Consider the following 16,774-nt stretch of genomic DNA (forward strand, 5'->3'; position numbering starts at 1 on the left):
GGCGGCGGCTTTGGCGGTGGAGGCGGTTCAGGTGGCTCTGGCGGCGGCTTTGGCGGTGGAGGCGGCTCAGGTGGCTCTGGCGGCGGCTTTGGCGGCGGTGGCGGTTCCGGTGGCTCCGGCGGCGGCTTTGGCGGCGGTGGCAGTTCAGGTGGCTCCGGTGGCGGAGGTGGTTCTGGTGGCTCCGGTGGCGGTTCCGGTGGCTCTGGTGGTGGTTTTGCTGGAGGTGGAACTGCGGCCGCTGTACCTCGTACTCGACCACAAAGTGCTGCTGACGGGGTATACGCTGTCGGTGTTGAGTGTGTTGACGCAGCGCCGGGTAAACTTGACGCGGCATTATGTGATCCCTCTGTTACTGCTCCTATTGTGGGCCCTCCTTTGACCGAAGGCCGAGATCTCGCGCTGCCGTCCACATGGAATGTATGGACAGATTTCACTTATACCGAAATCGAAGACACGCGCGGGGTCGGAGAAGTCGACATAAATGACAACTATTTTGCGGCAGGGTTTGACAGGCTTGTCAGGCCGGACTTGGTCGTTGGATTTCAGGTTGAATATGAAAACCTTGATGTCGAAGGGTTTCAGGGTCAATTCAGACAAGACACTAAAGGGCTTGCTGCGGGCCCCTATTTTGCCTGGCGCATGTCAGAGAGATGGGTGCTGAATGGACTGGCGACCGTCGGCGAGTTTTCGACGGATGTGAACGTGCTGGGCTTAAGTGGCGATTTCGACCGGACCCGGTGGCGAGCCAATCTGGAGGCGATCGGTCAGTACGAGGCCGGGAATTTCCTGTTACGTCCGTCGATTGCCTTTGACTATTATAACTACAGCGCAGAAGACTATGATCTGAGCGGCACTGTGGCAGGTGTTCCGGTCAACATATTTGGCGAAGTTGCTTCAGCGACTTACAGCGCCTTAACCCCTGAGTTGGAAATCATCAGGCCATTTGTCACTTCGCGATCGATCGTGTCTCCTTTTGCGACGCTGAGCGCGACATACTGGTTCGACCGGGACAATGTTGGATTAGGCGCTGGATCCCAGACCGACTTGACTTGGGCCACGCGTTTAGGGGTGCGCGGGCGCGCGAGTGAGGCCGTTTATGTCGAGGCGACACTGGGATATCTGAGTTTGTTCGAAGATGATTTGGATACGACCGAAGCGTCCGTTTTTCTTTCTGTCAGCTTCTGAACCTCAAGGGGCGAAAAAGGGGGGCGCCGGCTCAAGTCAAGAGGCGGCGCCAAAACGATCAGACCAGCAGGTTGAACTGATTGATCAGCGGAAGCGAGCGTGCGCGCTTGCCCGTCAGGTCGAAAAGCGCATTGCCGAGCGCCGGCATCGAAGGCGGTGTTCCGGGTTCGCCCGCGCCGCCCATATGCCGATTGGTTTCCAGTACGCGCACCTCGACCTGCGGGGCAGTGTGCATTCGCATCGCGTCATAGTCAGGGAAGTTGAATTGCTCGACTTCGCCTTCCGCAAAGGTGATCTCGCCGAAACATGCGGCAGACAGGCCGTACATCATACCGCCGAACATCTGTGCCTTGACGTTTTCCGGGTCCAGCGCCAGCCCCATGTCGCAGGCAATCCAGGCCTTGCTGATGCGGATGGTGCCGTCTTCGTCGACCACTTCGATGACCTGAGCCACCGGGGTGCCGAAGCTATATGTGAAGGCCACGCCGCGGCCGACGCCTTCGGTCGTCTGGCCGGCCCAGCCTGACATCTCCTTCACGGCTTCCAAACATCCCGCCGACGGCGCGTGTTCGTTCTTCATCAGATCCAGCCGGAACTCCAGCGGATCGCGGCCTGCGGCGTGAGCCATCTCATCCATGAATGTCTCATGAAAAAAGCCGTTATGGCTGTTGCCGACCGAGCGCCAGAAGCCCACGGGGACAGCCAGATCAGCAATGTGACCGCTCATGCGGTAATTCGGTACTGCGTAGGGCTGGTTGAAGAAACCTTCGACCAGCACTTTGTCGGGGCCGCCGCCGGGGAACCCTGTGTAGCGCTCGACCGCCTGTTGGGTCGGAGATTGCGCAGCGACCTTCCCGTCTATGAGAACGGCCGTGCCGTCCTGAACCGCGCCGCGCATCCGGGCGATGGCGCCGGGGCGGAAATAGTCGTGACGCATGTCTTCTTCGCGGCTCCAGGTTGTCTGAACCGGCGTGCCGGGCATGGCCATGGCAACCTTGGTGGCGATTTCGCCAAAATCCAGTTCTCCGCGGCGACCGAACCCGCCACCCAGATAGGTGGTGTGGATTTGGACGGCTTCGGTATCCAGACCGGCGGTGTTGGCAACGCGGAACTGGATCAGGGTCGGGGCCTGGTTTCCGCACCACAGTTCCAAAGCGTCGCCGGTAAACAGCGCGGTGGCGTTCATCGGCTCCATCGTTGCATGGGCCAGATAGGGCACGCGATATTCGGCGGTGATTTCCGTCGCGTTTTCCGGGCTTGCGCTGACATCGCCGTCGTCGCGCATGGTCGAGTTCGGTGCGTCGTCAAACGCCTCGGCGATCCTGGCAAAGATGCCCTCGGTTTCCGGCGGATAGGGCGCGTCGCCCCAATCAACGTCAATGGCCTCAACCGCCTGATTGGCCAACCATGTGTTGCTTGCGATCACGGCCACGCCTGTGCCCAGATCGACAACCTTCTCAACCCCGGGCATGGATCTTGCGGCGCTGTCGTCAAAACCATTCATTGCACCGCCCAGTTTGGGATTCATTCGGACGCTGGCGAATTTCATGCCGGGCAGGCGAACATCGACGCCGAATTCAGCGGTGCCCGTCGCCTTGCCCACCATGTCGAGACGCGGTTGGCTTTGGCCCAGATAACGCCATTCAGACGGGTCTCGCAACGGCATCTCAACGGGCTCCAGCCCGGCGGCATCCTCGGCAAGCATTGAATAGGCAATCTTGTCGCCGTTGGGGGCAATGACATGGCCTGACGCCGTTTTCAGATCGGAGGGGTCGACACCCAACCGGTCTGCGGCAGCACGTTTCAGTGTTTCACGAGCCGAAGCACCGGCTTGCCGCATCCGGTCAAACCCATCTTTCATCGAGGTCGAGCCACCCGTGACTTGCAGGCTGAGCGTTTTGCCCAGAACGCCCAGTGCCTCGCCCAGATTGTGCTGGAAATTCGAGATATCGTACCCTTTGTTTGGCAACCCTTCGCCCACAAGGGCCGAGTTGTAATAGGCCGCCGCAGCGGGACCGTGCAGAACGGTGATCTGATCCAGATCGACATCCAGTTCTTCGGCGATCAGCGCGGCCCATGTGGTTCGGACGCCCTGACCCATTTCCGCGCGGGGCGCGAACAAGGTGACGCCGTTCTGGTCAATCAACACAAACGGGTTCAGTGCCGCCTCGCCCTCGCCGGGTTTCAAGGGGTTGGCCGCGGGGCGGGTAATGTAATAGGTGCCAAAGGCCACGCCGCCAACTATCGCGGCAGAGCCGATCAGGAACGTACGGCGGAGGATTTTTCCAACGGAAGCCATTGCTTACGCCTCCTTCAGCTTGGATGCCGCGTCATGGATCGCTGCGCGGATAAGGGGATAGGTGCCGCAGCGGCACAGGTTGCCCTGCATCGCTTCGTCGATGTCTGCGTCAGAGGGGTCCGGGTTTTCCGCCAGCAATGTAGCGGCCTGCATGATCTGGCCCGACTGGCAGTATCCGCACTGCGCGACCTGATGTTCGATCCAGACCTGTTGGATCGTGGCCAGCGCGTCCGGTGAGCCGAGCCCTTCGATCGTGGTCACGTCACCCCAGACATCCGACAGCGCCACCTGGCACGAGCGCACGGCCTCGCCATCGATTTGCACGGTGCAAGCCCCGCATGCGGCCACGCCGCAGCCGAACTTGGTACCGGTCAGGCCGACCTCATCCCGCAGAACCCAAAGAAGTGGGACGTCATCAGGCAGATCCACCTGATGTTGCTTTCCGTTGATCTTCAGGGTCGTCGCCATGGCGCACCTCGTGTTGCTGTGGCTGGTTGCTGACATAATTGTACAAAAGTGTCAGGGTGTCAATTGACAAATTGAGCAAAAAATGTCAGATCTTCAGGCATGAAAGATAACAGTGACGGCTCACGGCAACAGGCGATCCTGAATTCGGCGTTTCAGGCCTTTTCCACTTACGGATACCGAAAGACCTCAATGGACGACATCGCGCGCGGCGCGGGGATGTCTCGGCCGGCGGTGTATCTGCATTACAAGAATAAAGAGGCGATCGTCAGCAAGCTGACTGAGTTGTACTATGCCGAAAAGAGCGTCGCGGTGGCCGAAGCGCTGGCGACGCAGGGGTCGGTGCCCGAGGTTTTGACCCGTGCAGTTCAGGCGCAGACCGAAGGGATGGCAAAAATTCTGGCCTCACCCCACGGGCTTGAGATGCTGGACAACACCAAGTCCCTGTCTTCCGAAATCATCGCAGTGGGTGAGGCCAAATTGGCAGGTATCTATGCGGACTGGCTAACGCGTCAGGAACAATCGGGCCGGGTGCGCCTGCTGGCTGATGCGGCGGAGACCGGACGGACGATCACCGCCACACTCAAGGGGTTAAAGCTGATCGGTGCCGGTGCCGAGGTCTATGAGCAGCAGGTCGCGCAGGTCGCGGCCCTTTTTGGCGCCGGGCTCGAAGTCAGGTAACGCGCTGACGGATCTTGTATTCGGGCGTGTCCCACAGGCGGTTCTGCATAATATCGGCGATAATCTCGACGGCGCGTTCGACATCGCCTTCGTCGATATACAAAGGTGTAAAGCCGAACCGCATTATGTCGGGTGCACGAAAATCTCCGATCACGCCGCGGGCGATCAGGGCCTGCATGGCGGCATACCCTTCCTTGAAACGGAACGAGATCTGGCTGCCACGCAGCTCTGGATTGCGTGGGCTGGCCAGTTGCAGATCCGGGCAGGTTGCCTCGACGCGTTCTATGAAAAGCTCGGTCAGTTCAACCGATTTGGCGCGAACGTCGGTCATGTCCGCCATATCCCAGATGTCCATGGCGGCCGACAATGCCGTCATCTGGATGATGGGTGGCGTTCCCACCCGCATCCGCTCAATGCCGTTGCCGGGGCGGTAATCGAGATCGAAGGCAAAGGGCGCTTCGTGCCCCAGCCAACCGGACAGGGCAGGGCGTGTGTTGTCTGCCAATCTGGGTGCGATATAGATGAAGGCCGGTGCGCCGGGTCCTCCGTTGAGGTACTTGTAAGTACACCCAACCGCTAAATCGACGTTGCACCCTGAAAGGTCCACGGGAATGGCCCCTGCGGAATGGGCCAGATCCCAGACTGTCACTACACCGTTGGCATGTGCCAGTTCGGTCAGCGCCTTCATGTCGTGCATGCGGCCCGAGCGGTAATCCACCTCGGTCAACATAAGAACGGCGACCTCTTCGGTGATCGCGTCGGCTACGGATTCGGGATCGACAATCCGCAATTCGTAGTCGTCGCCGAGTGACCGCAACAGGCCATCCGCCATGTACAGGTCCGACGGAAAGTTCCCGTTATCCGACAGAACCACTTTGCGATCCGGATTCAGTTCAAGGGCCGAAGCCAGGGCCTGATAGACCTTGATCGACAAAGTGTCCCCGGTCACCACGCTGCCGGGCTCTGCTCCGATCAGACGACCAATCCGGTCGCCAAGCCCGGTGGGCAAGCCCATCCAACCTGCCTTGTTCCATCCGGTGATCAGCATTTGGCCCCATTCTTCGGTCAGCATCCTTTGTACTCGCGCGCCTGCCGATTTCGGCAGAGGGCCCAGAGAGTTGCCATCCAGATAGATGACACCCTCGGGCAGGTCGAACATGGCTTTGGTTGCTGCAAAATCAGTCATGAGGGCTCGCTAACTTGTGTGAACGTCGGTGATTGCTTTTGAGGTAGTCGATCCTCAAATGTGAGTCCATGCGATGCGACATACTGGTCTTTTGCCATTTTGACCCAAAAGCGGTAGGACATCGCTCAGATGCGACATGTGCTCGATCTTGTCGTCACTCAATGAGGGCTCTGCATGCGCTGGATAGATGTGCCGCCGGTTTGGCTGATTGCTTTTGCTGGGCTTGCCTGGTTGCAGGCCAAGTATCTGAAACTCGGCCTGTCGCTTGAGGGCGGTTTGACGGACCTTCTGAGCGGGGTGCTGATCGGAGGTGGCCTCCTGATGGCTGTCTTGGCAGTGGTCGAATTCCGCCGCCACAAGACAACTGTCGTTCCGCATGAAACACCGTCGTCTATGGTGCAATCAGGTATCTACAAGCGCAGTCGGAACCCGATCTATGCAGGCGATGTTCTGATCCTTGCAGGTCTTATTCTTCGTTTTGACGCCGTATTGTCCCTGGTTCTTGTACCAGTCTTCGTCTGGGTGTTGGAGCGTCGGTTCATCCTGCCGGAAGAAGATCGCCTACGTCGAACCTTTCGCGCCGACTTCGCGCGTTATGAACGCAAGACACGGCGCTGGATCTAGGGTGAATTCTGCAATGACATCACGTCAGAAATGCTGCGCTTGCGAAATAATGTTGCGCAGGATACATCTTTGCTTAACAAAGAATACCGATCACCCGCTCAGACAGAGTAAGAATTAGGGGGACTGCCAGTGAAGATAGGCACGCCAAAGGAAATACTGGACGGCGAGAACCGGGTCGCGATGACACCGGACTCGGCCGTGCAACTGCAAAAATTGGGCTATGAGTGCCTGATCGAAAAAGGAGCGGGTGTTGCCGCCGGTTTTTCGGACGCGGCGTATGAGGCTGCGGGCGTAGAGGTGGTCAAGACCGCAGCGTCGCTGTGGAAAACCGCAGATATCATCGCCAAGGTTCGGATCCCGACCGAGACCGAGCTGAAACGTCTGACCAAGGGCAAGACGCTGATTTCCTTCTTCAATCCTGCGGGCAACGAAGAGGGGATGGAGCTGGCCAAATCCAAGGGCGCGAATGTTATCGCGATGGAGATGGTGCCGCGAATTTCGCGGGCGCAGAAAATGGATGCGCTGTCTTCGATGGCGAACATCGCGGGTTACCGCGCGGTTATCGAAGCTGGCAACAACTTTGGCCGTTTCTTCACCGGTCAGGTGACGGCGGCCGGTAAGGTGCCGCCTGCCAAGGTGCTGATCGTTGGCGCCGGTGTTGCAGGGCTGGCCGCGATCGGGACCTCGACCTCGCTGGGCGCGATTACTTACGCGTTCGATGTGCGCCCTGAAGTGGCCGAACAGGTCGAATCGATGGGGGCGGAATTCGTCTATCTGGACTTCGAAGAAGACCAGCAGGATGGTGCAGCCACGGGTGGCTATGCTTCGGTTCAGTCAGAAGAGTTCCGCAATGCGCAGCTGGCCAAGTTCCGCGAACTGGCCCCGGAAATAGACATTGTCATCACGACGGCCCTGATCCCCAACCGCCCGGCACCAAAGCTGTGGCTGGAAGATATGGTCAAGGCAATGAAGCCGGGCTCGGTCATTGTTGATCTTGCGGCTGAGCGTGGCGGAAACGTCGAAGGCACGGTGCCTGACGAAAAGGTCGTAACCCCCAATGGCGTGACCATCATCGGTTACACCGACTTCCCCAGCCGGATGGCGGCGCAGTCCTCCTCGCTATATGCCACCAACATCCGTCACATGATGACGGACCTGACGCCCAATAAGGACGGTCAGATCAATCACGACATGGAAGATGACGTGATCCGCGGCTCGACCGTGACGCATGAAGGTGAGATCACTTTCCCGCCACCACCACCCAAGGTGCAGGCAATCGCGGCGCAGAAGAAACCCGAGGTCAAGGAACTGACCCCGGAAGAGAAAAAGGCGCAGGAGGTTGCGGCCTTCAAAGCGCAGACCAAACAGCAGTTCACCCTGCTGGGGATTGGCGGCGCGCTGATGCTGCTGGTGGGGCTGATCGCTCCGGCGAGCTTCATGCAGCACTTCATCGTCTTTGTGCTGGCCATCTTTGTAGGCTTCCAGGTGATCTGGGGCGTTGCGCACAGCCTGCACACACCGCTGATGGCGATCACCAACGCGATCTCGTCGATCATCATCGTTGGGGCCTTGATGCAGATTGGGTCGGGGTCGTTCCTGGTTATTCTGCTGGCGGCACTGTCCGTGTTCATGGCCGGGATCAACATCTTCGGCGGCTTCCTTGTCACCCGGCGCATGCTCGCCATGTTCCAGAAATCTTAAGGAGGTCGGGCATATGATTGGCTTCACTTCTGCCGCTTATGTTGTTGCGGCTGTCCTTTTCATCCTGTCGCTCGGCGGCCTTTCGAACCAGGAAAGCGCCAAGCGCGCGGTTTGGTACGGTATCGTCGGTATGGCGCTGGCGGTGTTTGCTACCCTGGTGGGTCCGGGCTCGGGTCTGTGGCTGCTGTCCATCCTGCTGATCATCGGCGGTGGCCTGATCGGTCAATATGTGGCGCAGCGCGTCCAGATGACCGAGATGCCGCAACTGGTGGCTGCGATGCACTCGCTGGTCGGTCTTGCGGCCGTGTTCGTTGGCTTCAACGCCCATTTCGAGATTGGCAACGTGGCGCAGGTCATGGCCATTGCTGACAGTGCAAGCCAGGCGGACCTGTCCGATCTGGGCGCTTTTGCCAAACTGATCGCCAAGAAAACCCCGGCTGAGCTGGCAATCCTGCATGTGGAACTGTTCCTGGGCATCTTTATCGGTGCGATCACCTTTACCGGTTCGGTCGTCGCTTATGGCAAGCTTGCAGGTAAAGTGACCTCGGCAGCGACCAAGCTGCCCGGTGGCCATGCGCTGAATGCGACGGCGGCAGGTCTCTCGCTGATCTGCCTGATCTGGTACACATCGACAGGGGGCCTGTTCCCGCTGATCCTGATGACGCTGGCGGCTTTGTTCATCGGCTATCACCTGATCATGGGCATCGGCGGGGCCGACATGCCGGTGGTTGTGTCGATGCTGAACAGCTATTCGGGCTGGGCGGCTGCGGCGATTGGCTTCAGCCTCGGCAATGACCTGCTGATCGTGGTGGGTGCGCTGGTGGGCTCGTCCGGTGCGATTCTGTCCTACATCATGTGCAAGGCGATGAACCGTCACTTTGTCAGCGTGATCCTGGGTGGCTTTGGCGGCCCGCAGGGTGAGCAGATGGCCGTTGAAGGCGAGCAGATCGCCATCGAGGCCGACGGTGTGGCTGCGGCCTTGAACGATGCCGACAGCGTGGTGATCATCCCCGGTTACGGCATGGCCGTGGCACAGGCGCAGCAGTCGGTTTCCGAACTGGTGCGCAAGCTGCGGGCGCAAGGCAAGAACGTACGCTTTGCCATCCACCCCGTTGCGGGACGTCTGCCGGGCCACATGAACGTATTGCTGGCCGAGGCGAAGGTGCCGTATGACATCGTTCTGGAAATGGATGAGATCAACGATGACTTTCCGGACACCGATGTGGCCATCGTCATCGGCTCAAACGACATCGTGAACCCTGCGGCGCAGGAAGACCCCAACAGCCCCATCGCCGGCATGCCGGTGCTGGAATGCTGGAAGGCCAAGCAAGTGTTCGTGTCAAAGCGAGGTCAGGGCACCGGGTACTCGGGCATCGAAAACCCGCTGTTCTTCAAGGAGAACACCCGCATGTTCTACGGCGACGCAAAAGCCAGCTTGGACAAGCTGCTGCCCATGATCGAATGATCGCCAGGTTTGATCAGAGTGCAAAGGGCGCCTTAGGGCGCCCTTTTCTTTTTGAGTGTGCATGGGGGCGTTGCCCCCAAAACCCCCGGGATATTTCCAGCCAGATGAAGCAGGCGGAGTGTGGTAGTCTGGGGTGGAGCCGAGGATTGCAGGAGGTCGAAGATGGAGAAGGTGAACGGCATTGGCGGTGTGTTCTTTCGCGCCCGCGATCCAAAGGCGTTGAGCGCCTGGTATGAGAAGCACCTGGGCGTCAATTACTATGACCCCGTGCCCTGGAAGCAGCGTGAAGGCTATACGGTCTTTGCGCCATTCGCCGAGGACACCGAGTACTTCGGTCGGGCCGATCAGCAGTGGATGATCAATTTCCGTATTGATGATCTGGCCGCGATGACGGCGCAGCTTGAGCAAGCTGGAATTACAGTGGAAGCCGATCCGGACTGGGACAGCGAGGTTGGAAAATTTGCCCGCATTCATGATCCCGAAGGCAACCCCATCGAGCTGTGGCAGCCAAATCAATGAGATAGCAGTGTTGTATACTATTGTATCCTTGTAAGTATATGAAATAAAAAGATAATTGATGTATCGTTTATGTGTCGTATAGTGCGCGTGACGAGGCGGAGCCCTGAATGACACCGATAGATGACCATCCCCTTCGCTATGCGCTGGCCAATGAACTGCATGCTCGACCGTTCCCGGTCGCGTCAATGCCCTGTACGGTGGTCTTTCTGGCGATCAAGAAACCAGAGGCTGCGGTCGCTCGTGATCGTCGTGAGGATTTGGCTCACTTGATCGACCTGCTGGACCGCCACGGCGCGCAGCATCCTCAACCTGATGCAACACATTACGCGGGTCAGATTGGTCGCCACTGGTTGAAGTGGGAGCAGCATACCGAATTCGTGACCTACACCGCGATCGCTCAGAACGTGAGTGATCGCGCCTTCAACCCGGCCGACTTTGAAGTCTTTCCGCCTGATTGGCTGATGGCCAGCCCGGGGCAAAGGGTAACGTCAGCGATGGTGCGCGTCGTTAAACGCGAAAGTGACGATGTGGTGAAGTCAAAACTGCTGGATTGGTTCGAGCCGGAAAGCCTGGCCGTGGCCAGAGTATTGGACGATGCCGCCATTTGCGCCAGTGACTTTCGTATCGATCCGGCAGGACATATGCGTTTTGCTTTATTCGTGGCCGAGGGCACCGGACGGCGCCGGACGGGGCGAATTATTCAGCGACTATGCGAAATCGAAACGTATAAGGCGATGTCGATGCTGGGTTTTGCGCGCGTCAAGCAGCTGATGCCGCGTATCGGGGAACTGGACGGGCAACTCACCCGGTTGATGGGGCAGATGACCGACAACTCGGCTCAGCCTGACGTGCTTTTGCAGGATTTGCTGTCAACGTCGATTGAACTCGAAACTTTGTCGGCCCGGTGCTCCTTCCGGTTCGGCGCCACGGGCGCTTATGAGGCTATCGTCAACCAGCGGATCGAAGTGTTGCGAGAACAGCGTTTCGAGGGTGGTCAGAATTTTGCCGATTTTATGATGCGTCGCTATGACCCCGCAATTCGCACCGTGAAATCTACGGAACGCCGCCTTCAGGCCTTGTCGGACCGGGCCATCCGTGCTGGTGAACTGCTGCGGACTAGGGTGGATGTTGAACGCAGCGCGCAAAACCAGGCGTTGCTGGAAAGCATGGACCGTCGCGCCGATCTGGCACTTCGTTTGCAGCACACGGTAGAGGGGCTTTCTGTCGTTGCCATCAGCTATTATGCGGTTTCGCTGGTCAGCTACCTTTTGTATCCGTTGACGGCCTCTGGCATCAGCAAAGGCATGCTGACAGCGGCGGTTACGATCCCTGTTGTCGCCGGGGTGTGGTACGCGGTCCGACGTATTCGCAAACGGCTCGGTTAAGCCGCAATTGCCAAGTTTCATCTGGCCTGTAGAAAGCGGGCACTTGGAACGCAGAGCGAGGGAGTCATATGATAAGCGTAGTTGCCGCATGGCGTGCTGTCGCCGCCATGTTCATTCTGAATGGTGCCCTGTTCGGGATCTGGGCGTCACGCATTCCCGCCGTGCGAGACAGGTTGGAACTGTCTCATGAGGCACTGGGATACGGTCTGTTGTTCATGGCGGCGGGGGCCGTCTGCTCGTTTCCGATAACCGGGCGACTGACGGATCGTTTCGGCGCTGTCGCAATCACCCGGATCATTGCGGTTCTGTACACAGTGTCGCTGATCTTGCTTGCCCTGGCTGATGGGTTCTGGGGGCTGGCGGTGTTCCTGTTTATCTTTGGCGCCTTCCACGGGTCCATGGATGTTGCGATGAATGCGTGGGCCGCTGAGGTTGAGCAGGCGTACGACAAACCTGTAATGTCCTCTTTCCACGCAATGTGGAGCCTTGGGGCCGGTCTTGGCGCACTCAGCGGATATGTTGCGGTTCAGATGGGGCTAACAGTTCTTGAGCATTTCCTCTTTGCTGGTGGTGTGGTTGTTGGTCTGGCACTTGCCTCATCAACGGTAAGCTGGACGTCGAGACGATCCGATGGCCCCCAAAGCTCGGTCTTTGCGTTGCCGTCCGGCACGTTGATACTGGTCGGCTTTGCGGCCCTGTGCGGTGCCTTGGGGGAAGGGGCCGTCGCGGATTGGAGCGCGATTTATCTGCGTGACATCACGGCGGCATCTGAAAGTGTCGCCGCCTTGGGCTATGCGGTGTTTTCAGTGACCATGGTGGCGTTTCGACTTGCAGGTGCCGTTGTTATCACGCGGTTCGGCCCGGTCGTTACGGCCCGTTTCGGCGGTATTTGCGCCGCGTTCGGGGTTTTCTCGGTGGTTTCTGCGGCGACGCCTTTGACTGCGTTGGCCGGGTTTGCCTTGATGGGAATAGGCTATGCCGTGATCATGCCGCTGGCATTCAGCCGGGCGGCCAGCGATCCGAATGTGCCGCCGGGGCAAGCCATCGCAAGCGTTGCGACTTTGGGGTATGGGGGGCTGTTGATCGGGCCGCCGTTGATCGGTCTTCTGGCGGAATTGTTCGGCCTGCGTTTGGCTTTTGCCGTACTGCTGCCATTGGCCGTTCTGATCGTACTGTTGGCCGGCGCACTGAAGCGCGCCGGCTAGGTTTAGTTCAACGACCGCGGATGCGCGGATCCAGCGCGTCGCGCAGACCGTCACCCAGATAGTTGACGCTGAGAACGGTAAGCGAGATCGCCAGACCGGGCCAGAACACGCGCTCGGGGTATTGCTGCAGATAATCGACACCGTCAAACAGCAGGCGGCCCCATGTCGGGAAGTCAGGTGGGAAGCCCAAGCCCAGGAACGACAACGCGCTTTCGGTGATGATGGCCGTGGCAATCCCCAGCGTCGCCGATACCATGATCGGAGACAACACGTTCGGCAGGATATGCCGCGCTATGATCTGCGAATTGCTGGTGCCGATGGACCGGGCAGCCAGAACAAATTCGCGCTCTTTGATGGCCAACACGTCACCGCGTACGATCCGTGCTGTAGGCATCCACGAAGTGATGCCGATGGCACAGACGATCAGGATGAAGATCCCACGCTCCAGCCCGAACGCGGCCGACAGGGGCTCGCGGAAGAGCAGCATCATGACCAGCAGCAAAGGCAGCAGGGGCAGGGCCAGAAACAGATCGGTCAGGCGCATGAGCGGGCCATCCAGCCGTCTGAAGAACCCCGCCAGAACGCCGATGAACGATCCCAGAAACAGCGCCAGCAACATCGCTGTGATGCCCACGGATACCGAAGTTTGCCCCCCCGACATCATGCGGGCCAGAATATCCCGGCCCAGTTGGTCCGTGCCGAAAGGATGCCCCCAGCTGGGTCCCTGATTTCGGGCTCGGATATCGATCTGCGTCGGATCAATGCTCCAGAGATATGGCCCCAGATACACGCCCGCCACGATGAAGATGAACAGGATCGCCCCGATCATTGCGCCTTTGTGTGTCTTGAACTGATCCCACACATCGCGCCATTGGCTGCGGGGTGGGGTGGCAAGTTCTTCCATCACGTCAGCAGTCGGCAGTGCGGTCGAGGCAGGAGCAAGCCCTTCGTCCGGGACCAGCGTATCGGTACGATCATGATCAGTCATAGCGAATCCTCGGGTCCAGAATGCCATAGAGAACGTCCGCGATCAGGTTGAACAGGACGATCAACACGGCAAAGATGAAGGTCAGGGTTTGCACCATGGGCAGGTCGTTTGCCTGAATTGCCCCGATCAGCAACTGACCGATACCATTCACCTTGAACACCTGTTCGGTGATGATGGCGCCACCGAAGATAGCCGGGATACCCAGCGCAATAACCGTCACCACGGGGATCATCGAGTTCCGCAGCACATGGACCATGACCACCGTGTATTCGCTCAGGCCTTTGGCGCGGGCGGTTCGGACGTAATCCTGATTGAGATTGTCCAGCATCGAGGCGCGCATGAACCGGCTGAGCTGCGCCGTGATTTGCAGGGCCAGAACCATGACGGGCATGATCATCTGTTTCAGCTGCAGCATGAAGCTGTCCCAACTGTTGACCACAAGCGTGGTGTCATAGATCGACGGGAACCAGCCCAGTTGGACCGAGAAGATTACGATCACCAGCACACCCGAAAAGAAGGGCGGGACAGAAAAACCGACCATCGACACGAAAGTACCCATCTGGTCAAACCAGGAATACTGACGATAAGCCGAATAGATCCCGATAGGCAGGGCGATCAGGATGGCGACCACGTAGGCGGTGCCGACAACCCACAGGGTCTGGGGAATCCGCTGAACGACGATGTCCATGACAGGCGAACGGGTCTGCCAGGATATCACGCGCAGGTCGCCTTCGGAAAAAGTTGTACCGAACATCGAGTCGATTAGAACCTGCGGTTCGATCCAGAAGAACTGCACGATCCACTTCCAGAACCGGATATGCATCGGCTGGCCGAGGCCAAGCGCCTCGCGCATCTTTTCTTTGACTTCGGGGGGAACGGTGAGCGGAACCTGCGCCATCGGATCGCCGGGTGCGAGTTCGAGGAGCAGGAAGATGACGAGGCTGATGAACAGCAGTGTTGGAACCGCCAGCACCAGTCGTCTGATTGTAAAATTAAGCATTAAGAGGCGCCTTTATATGCGTCTTCTTGTTGGGGTGGTATGCAAATGACCGCGCCCCGATAACGATCGGGGCGCGGTTTTGCAAGGTCAGGGCTTAGGAACCGGTCTTGCGGTACCAGTCCGCAATGTTCCACAGCTCGCTGTCCCAAACGTTCAGGACAACGCCACCCAGGGTGTTTGCGTGCGCCGACAGACGACCACGGTGAACCAGCGGGATCATGCCACCGTTTTCAACCATGATGTCGTTCAGCTTTTTCGCGATCTCGGCACGTTGCTCAAGACCCGCAGTTTCAGCCAGCTGACCGTGCAGCTTGTCGAACTCTTCGTTGCAGAAGCGGCTGATGTTTTCACCCTGCCACTGGGTCTCGGGGCGAGGTGCCTTATCGCACAGGCCGTTGCCCAGATAGGACTGCGGGTCGGTGCCGTTGAAGGTGTTGGCGTACATCTCAACGTCAGCATAGAACTTCTGGAAGGTGTCAGGCGAGCCCGGGTCACCACCGAAGAAGACCGACGCGTTGATGTTGCGCAGTTCGGATTCGATACCGATCTGGCTCCACCACTCCTTGATCAGCGCCTGGAAGTCCTGACGGACAGCGTTGGTCGAGGTCTGGTAGACGATTTTCAAAGGAACACCGTCTTTTTCGCGAACGCCGTCGCCATCGGTATCCACGATACCCGCATCATCCAACAGCTTTTTCGCGCCTTCGATATCCTGCGTGTCGCAGGTCATCGAGGTCGAGTTGAACGCGGCAGGCGCCGGAACCCAGTTGCAGGTCACTTTACCAGCCTGACCATAGCCGATCTCCACCAGCAGCGGACGGTCGATGGCCATGGACATGGCTTTGTAAACGGCCGGATCCTTCAGGAAGGGGTGCGGGTGCTTTGCGGTCGAACGCTCGCCTTCCGGCAGGTCGGGCGACGGGTTGGTCTGGTTCATCATGATACGCTCGACCAGCGGGCCGAAGCCTGCAACCGGCGTACCTTTGCCACCTTCCTGCATCTGTGCGATCACTTCAGGCGCCAACTGAAGGTTCCAGGCATAGTCAAATTCACCGGTTTCCATGACGGCACGACCAGCAGCAGTTGCGTCACCGCCGCCCTTGAAGGTCACAGTCGCAAAGGCCGGTTTGGCCGGGTCACGATAATTGTCATTTGCCTTGAATGTAATCACGTCGTTCGGTTTGAACTCGGTGACGACAAATGGGCCGGTTCCGATGGGGTTGAAGTTCTGGTCGGTGCATTCAGGCGCTTTCGCACCAAGGCAATCGGCGAACTGTGCGGCCTGAATGATCGGGCTTTCGCCGCCGACAAACGGACCATAGGGGAACGGTGTTGGCTTGTCGAAGGTAACTTTGACGGTCAGGTCATCAACAGCTTCGACCGAGGTGACGCCTTCGAACTTTGTCACCTGCGCGCAGCCACCTTCCGGGTGCATACAGTAATCGGCGGTGAACTTCACGTCAGCGGCGGTGAACGGAGAGCCGTCCGACCACTTGATTCCCGGCGTGATTTTCCATGTGATCGACGTCAGATCTTCGCTGACACCGCCATTTTCCACGGTCGGAATCTCGGACGCCAGATACGGCACCATGTTGCCGTCCTGATCGTAGCGGGCCAGAGGCTCGATCACCAGCGAAGCTGATTCCACGTCTTTCGTGCCGCCGGACAGGAACGGGTTCAGGATCGACGGAGCCTGCCAATAGATGATGCTGACATTGCCGTCCGAACCGCGCTCGGCAAAGGCCGCGGGGGCCATTGCCGTGCTTGCGATCGCACCAAGCAAAAGGGTTTTGATTTTCATAAGTCACTCCCGAATTGGACACGTTCGTGTCTCGATTATCTCCGCAAGGCCTGCGGGTTTGGCGTTGCCGTCTTGGGTTAAGGCTTTGACTATCAAAGATAATAGCGCTAACGGTTTCCGTTGGCACCGCCGCCCCAAGCCGGTTACGTTGGGTATCGAAACAGAACTTGAGAAAAATGCAAGTGGTGCCGTCGCGAAAATGTGTAATGGGTTTGACTTTTCCCGGTGGCCCGCCGTAGCGTTCGGCATTCAGAACAAGAATAACGTCGT

15 protein-coding genes are annotated in these 16,774 nt (G+C 58.6%); 9 read left to right on the plus strand and 6 right to left on the minus strand.

The genetic code is table 11. From position 1 onward, the window contains the following. Both AC2FFA_RS02885 and AC2FFA_RS02890 read left to right on the plus strand, forming a co-directional pair. Positions 1-379: hypothetical protein (locus tag AC2FFA_RS02885; protein WP_496849837.1), on the plus strand; the 379-nt coding region annotated here is incomplete at its 5' end. After that, positions 376-1,185: an autotransporter outer membrane beta-barrel domain-containing protein gene (locus tag AC2FFA_RS02890; RefSeq protein WP_496849839.1), complete on the plus strand. Its 810-nt coding sequence runs from the start codon at positions 376-378 to the stop codon at positions 1,183-1,185. The genes AC2FFA_RS02885 and AC2FFA_RS02890, both read left to right, overlap by 4 nt. Positions 1,186-1,243: 58 nt before the next feature. Here the strand turns inward: AC2FFA_RS02890 and AC2FFA_RS02895 are convergent, their stop codons facing one another. Then, the gene (locus AC2FFA_RS02895; protein ID WP_496849841.1) at positions 1,244-3,484 is read right to left on the minus strand and encodes a xanthine dehydrogenase family protein molybdopterin-binding subunit; all 2,241 of its coding nucleotides are present in this window, start codon (positions 3,482-3,484) and stop codon (positions 1,244-1,246) included. A 3-nt stretch (positions 3,485-3,487) separates the two neighbouring features. Beyond that, complete coding sequence (locus AC2FFA_RS02900) at positions 3,488-3,952, minus strand: (2Fe-2S)-binding protein (RefSeq protein ID WP_496849843.1); 465 nt, start codon at positions 3,950-3,952, stop codon at positions 3,488-3,490. A 99-nt stretch (positions 3,953-4,051) separates the two neighbouring features. Between AC2FFA_RS02900 and AC2FFA_RS02905 the strand changes: the two genes are divergently transcribed. Next, complete coding sequence (locus tag AC2FFA_RS02905; protein ID WP_496849845.1) at positions 4,052-4,630, plus strand: TetR/AcrR family transcriptional regulator; 579 nt, start codon at positions 4,052-4,054, stop codon at positions 4,628-4,630. Here AC2FFA_RS02905 and kynU read toward each other — a convergent pair. Further along, on the minus strand, positions 4,623-5,816 hold the full coding sequence (gene kynU / locus AC2FFA_RS02910) for a kynureninase (protein ID WP_496849847.1): 1,194 nt from the start codon (positions 5,814-5,816) through the stop codon (positions 4,623-4,625). The genes AC2FFA_RS02905 and kynU overlap by 8 nt on opposite strands. 174 nt (positions 5,817-5,990) lie before the next feature. Here kynU and AC2FFA_RS02915 point away from each other — a divergent pair, with 174 nt between their 5' ends. The 6 genes from AC2FFA_RS02915 (at position 5,991) to AC2FFA_RS02940 (ending at position 12,715) form a co-directional block, all read left to right on the plus strand. Next, complete coding sequence (locus AC2FFA_RS02915; protein WP_117868368.1) at positions 5,991-6,440, plus strand: methyltransferase family protein; 450 nt, start codon at positions 5,991-5,993, stop codon at positions 6,438-6,440. A 129-nt stretch (positions 6,441-6,569) separates the two neighbouring features. Next, the gene (locus AC2FFA_RS02920) at positions 6,570-8,141 is read left to right on the plus strand and encodes a Re/Si-specific NAD(P)(+) transhydrogenase subunit alpha (RefSeq protein ID WP_496849849.1); all 1,572 of its coding nucleotides are present in this window, start codon (positions 6,570-6,572) and stop codon (positions 8,139-8,141) included. Between the two features lie 13 nt (positions 8,142-8,154). After that, complete coding sequence (locus AC2FFA_RS02925) at positions 8,155-9,606, plus strand: NAD(P)(+) transhydrogenase (Re/Si-specific) subunit beta (RefSeq protein WP_496849851.1); 1,452 nt, start codon at positions 8,155-8,157, stop codon at positions 9,604-9,606. A 162-nt stretch (positions 9,607-9,768) separates the two neighbouring features. Next, positions 9,769-10,125 (plus strand): VOC family protein, encoded by a 357-nt coding sequence (locus AC2FFA_RS02930; protein ID WP_496849853.1) that lies wholly within the window; start codon positions 9,769-9,771, stop codon positions 10,123-10,125. A 107-nt stretch (positions 10,126-10,232) separates the two neighbouring features. Then, entirely contained in the window at positions 10,233-11,510 is a 1,278-nt protein-coding gene (locus AC2FFA_RS02935; protein ID WP_299894655.1) for a DUF3422 family protein, read from the plus strand. Between the two features lie 68 nt (positions 11,511-11,578). Beyond that, positions 11,579-12,715, plus strand: a complete 1,137-nt coding sequence (locus tag AC2FFA_RS02940; RefSeq protein WP_117868373.1) for an MFS transporter — start codon at positions 11,579-11,581, stop codon at positions 12,713-12,715. 7 nt (positions 12,716-12,722) lie between these two features. Here the strand turns inward: AC2FFA_RS02940 and AC2FFA_RS02945 are convergent, their stop codons facing one another. The 3 genes from AC2FFA_RS02945 to AC2FFA_RS02955 all read right to left on the minus strand — a co-directional run bounded on the left by AC2FFA_RS02945 (position 12,723) and on the right by AC2FFA_RS02955 (position 16,504). Beyond that, the gene (locus AC2FFA_RS02945) at positions 12,723-13,703 is read right to left on the minus strand and encodes an ABC transporter permease (RefSeq protein WP_117868374.1); all 981 of its coding nucleotides are present in this window, start codon (positions 13,701-13,703) and stop codon (positions 12,723-12,725) included. Next, positions 13,696-14,703, minus strand: coding sequence for an ABC transporter permease (locus tag AC2FFA_RS02950; RefSeq protein WP_117868375.1), 1,008 nt, complete (start codon positions 14,701-14,703; stop codon positions 13,696-13,698). Before AC2FFA_RS02950 ends, AC2FFA_RS02945 begins: the two co-directional genes overlap by 8 nt. Positions 14,704-14,797: 94 nt before the next feature. Next, the gene (locus tag AC2FFA_RS02955; protein ID WP_496719227.1) at positions 14,798-16,504 is read right to left on the minus strand and encodes a peptide ABC transporter substrate-binding protein; all 1,707 of its coding nucleotides are present in this window, start codon (positions 16,502-16,504) and stop codon (positions 14,798-14,800) included. Positions 16,505-16,774: the final 270 nt, after the last annotated feature.

Source organism: Ruegeria sp. YTSB088 (assembly GCF_059609825.1).

Bases quoted from the DNA above. Each gene is read 5' to 3' on its own strand.
- AC2FFA_RS02895 (WP_496849841.1), bottom strand. From the start codon at position 3,484: ATGGCTTCCGTTGGAAAAATCCTCCGCCGTACGTTCCTGATCGGCTCT.
- AC2FFA_RS02900 (WP_496849843.1), bottom strand. From the start codon at position 3,952: ATGGCGACGACCCTGAAGATCAACGGAAAGCAACATCAGGTGGATCTG.
- AC2FFA_RS02905 (WP_496849845.1), top strand. From the start codon at position 4,052: ATGAAAGATAACAGTGACGGCTCACGGCAACAGGCGATCCTGAATTCG.
- kynU (WP_496849847.1), bottom strand. From the start codon at position 5,816: ATGACTGATTTTGCAGCAACCAAAGCCATGTTCGACCTGCCCGAGGGT.
- AC2FFA_RS02915 (WP_117868368.1), top strand. From the start codon at position 5,991: ATGCGCTGGATAGATGTGCCGCCGGTTTGGCTGATTGCTTTTGCTGGG.
- AC2FFA_RS02925 (WP_496849851.1), top strand. From the start codon at position 8,155: ATGATTGGCTTCACTTCTGCCGCTTATGTTGTTGCGGCTGTCCTTTTC.
- AC2FFA_RS02930 (WP_496849853.1), top strand. From the start codon at position 9,769: ATGGAGAAGGTGAACGGCATTGGCGGTGTGTTCTTTCGCGCCCGCGAT.
- AC2FFA_RS02935 (WP_299894655.1), top strand. From the start codon at position 10,233: ATGACACCGATAGATGACCATCCCCTTCGCTATGCGCTGGCCAATGAA.
- AC2FFA_RS02940 (WP_117868373.1), top strand. From the start codon at position 11,579: ATGATAAGCGTAGTTGCCGCATGGCGTGCTGTCGCCGCCATGTTCATT.
- AC2FFA_RS02945 (WP_117868374.1), bottom strand. From the start codon at position 13,703: ATGACTGATCATGATCGTACCGATACGCTGGTCCCGGACGAAGGGCTT.
- AC2FFA_RS02950 (WP_117868375.1), bottom strand. From the start codon at position 14,703: ATGCTTAATTTTACAATCAGACGACTGGTGCTGGCGGTTCCAACACTG.
- AC2FFA_RS02955 (WP_496719227.1), bottom strand. From the start codon at position 16,504: ATGAAAATCAAAACCCTTTTGCTTGGTGCGATCGCAAGCACGGCAATG.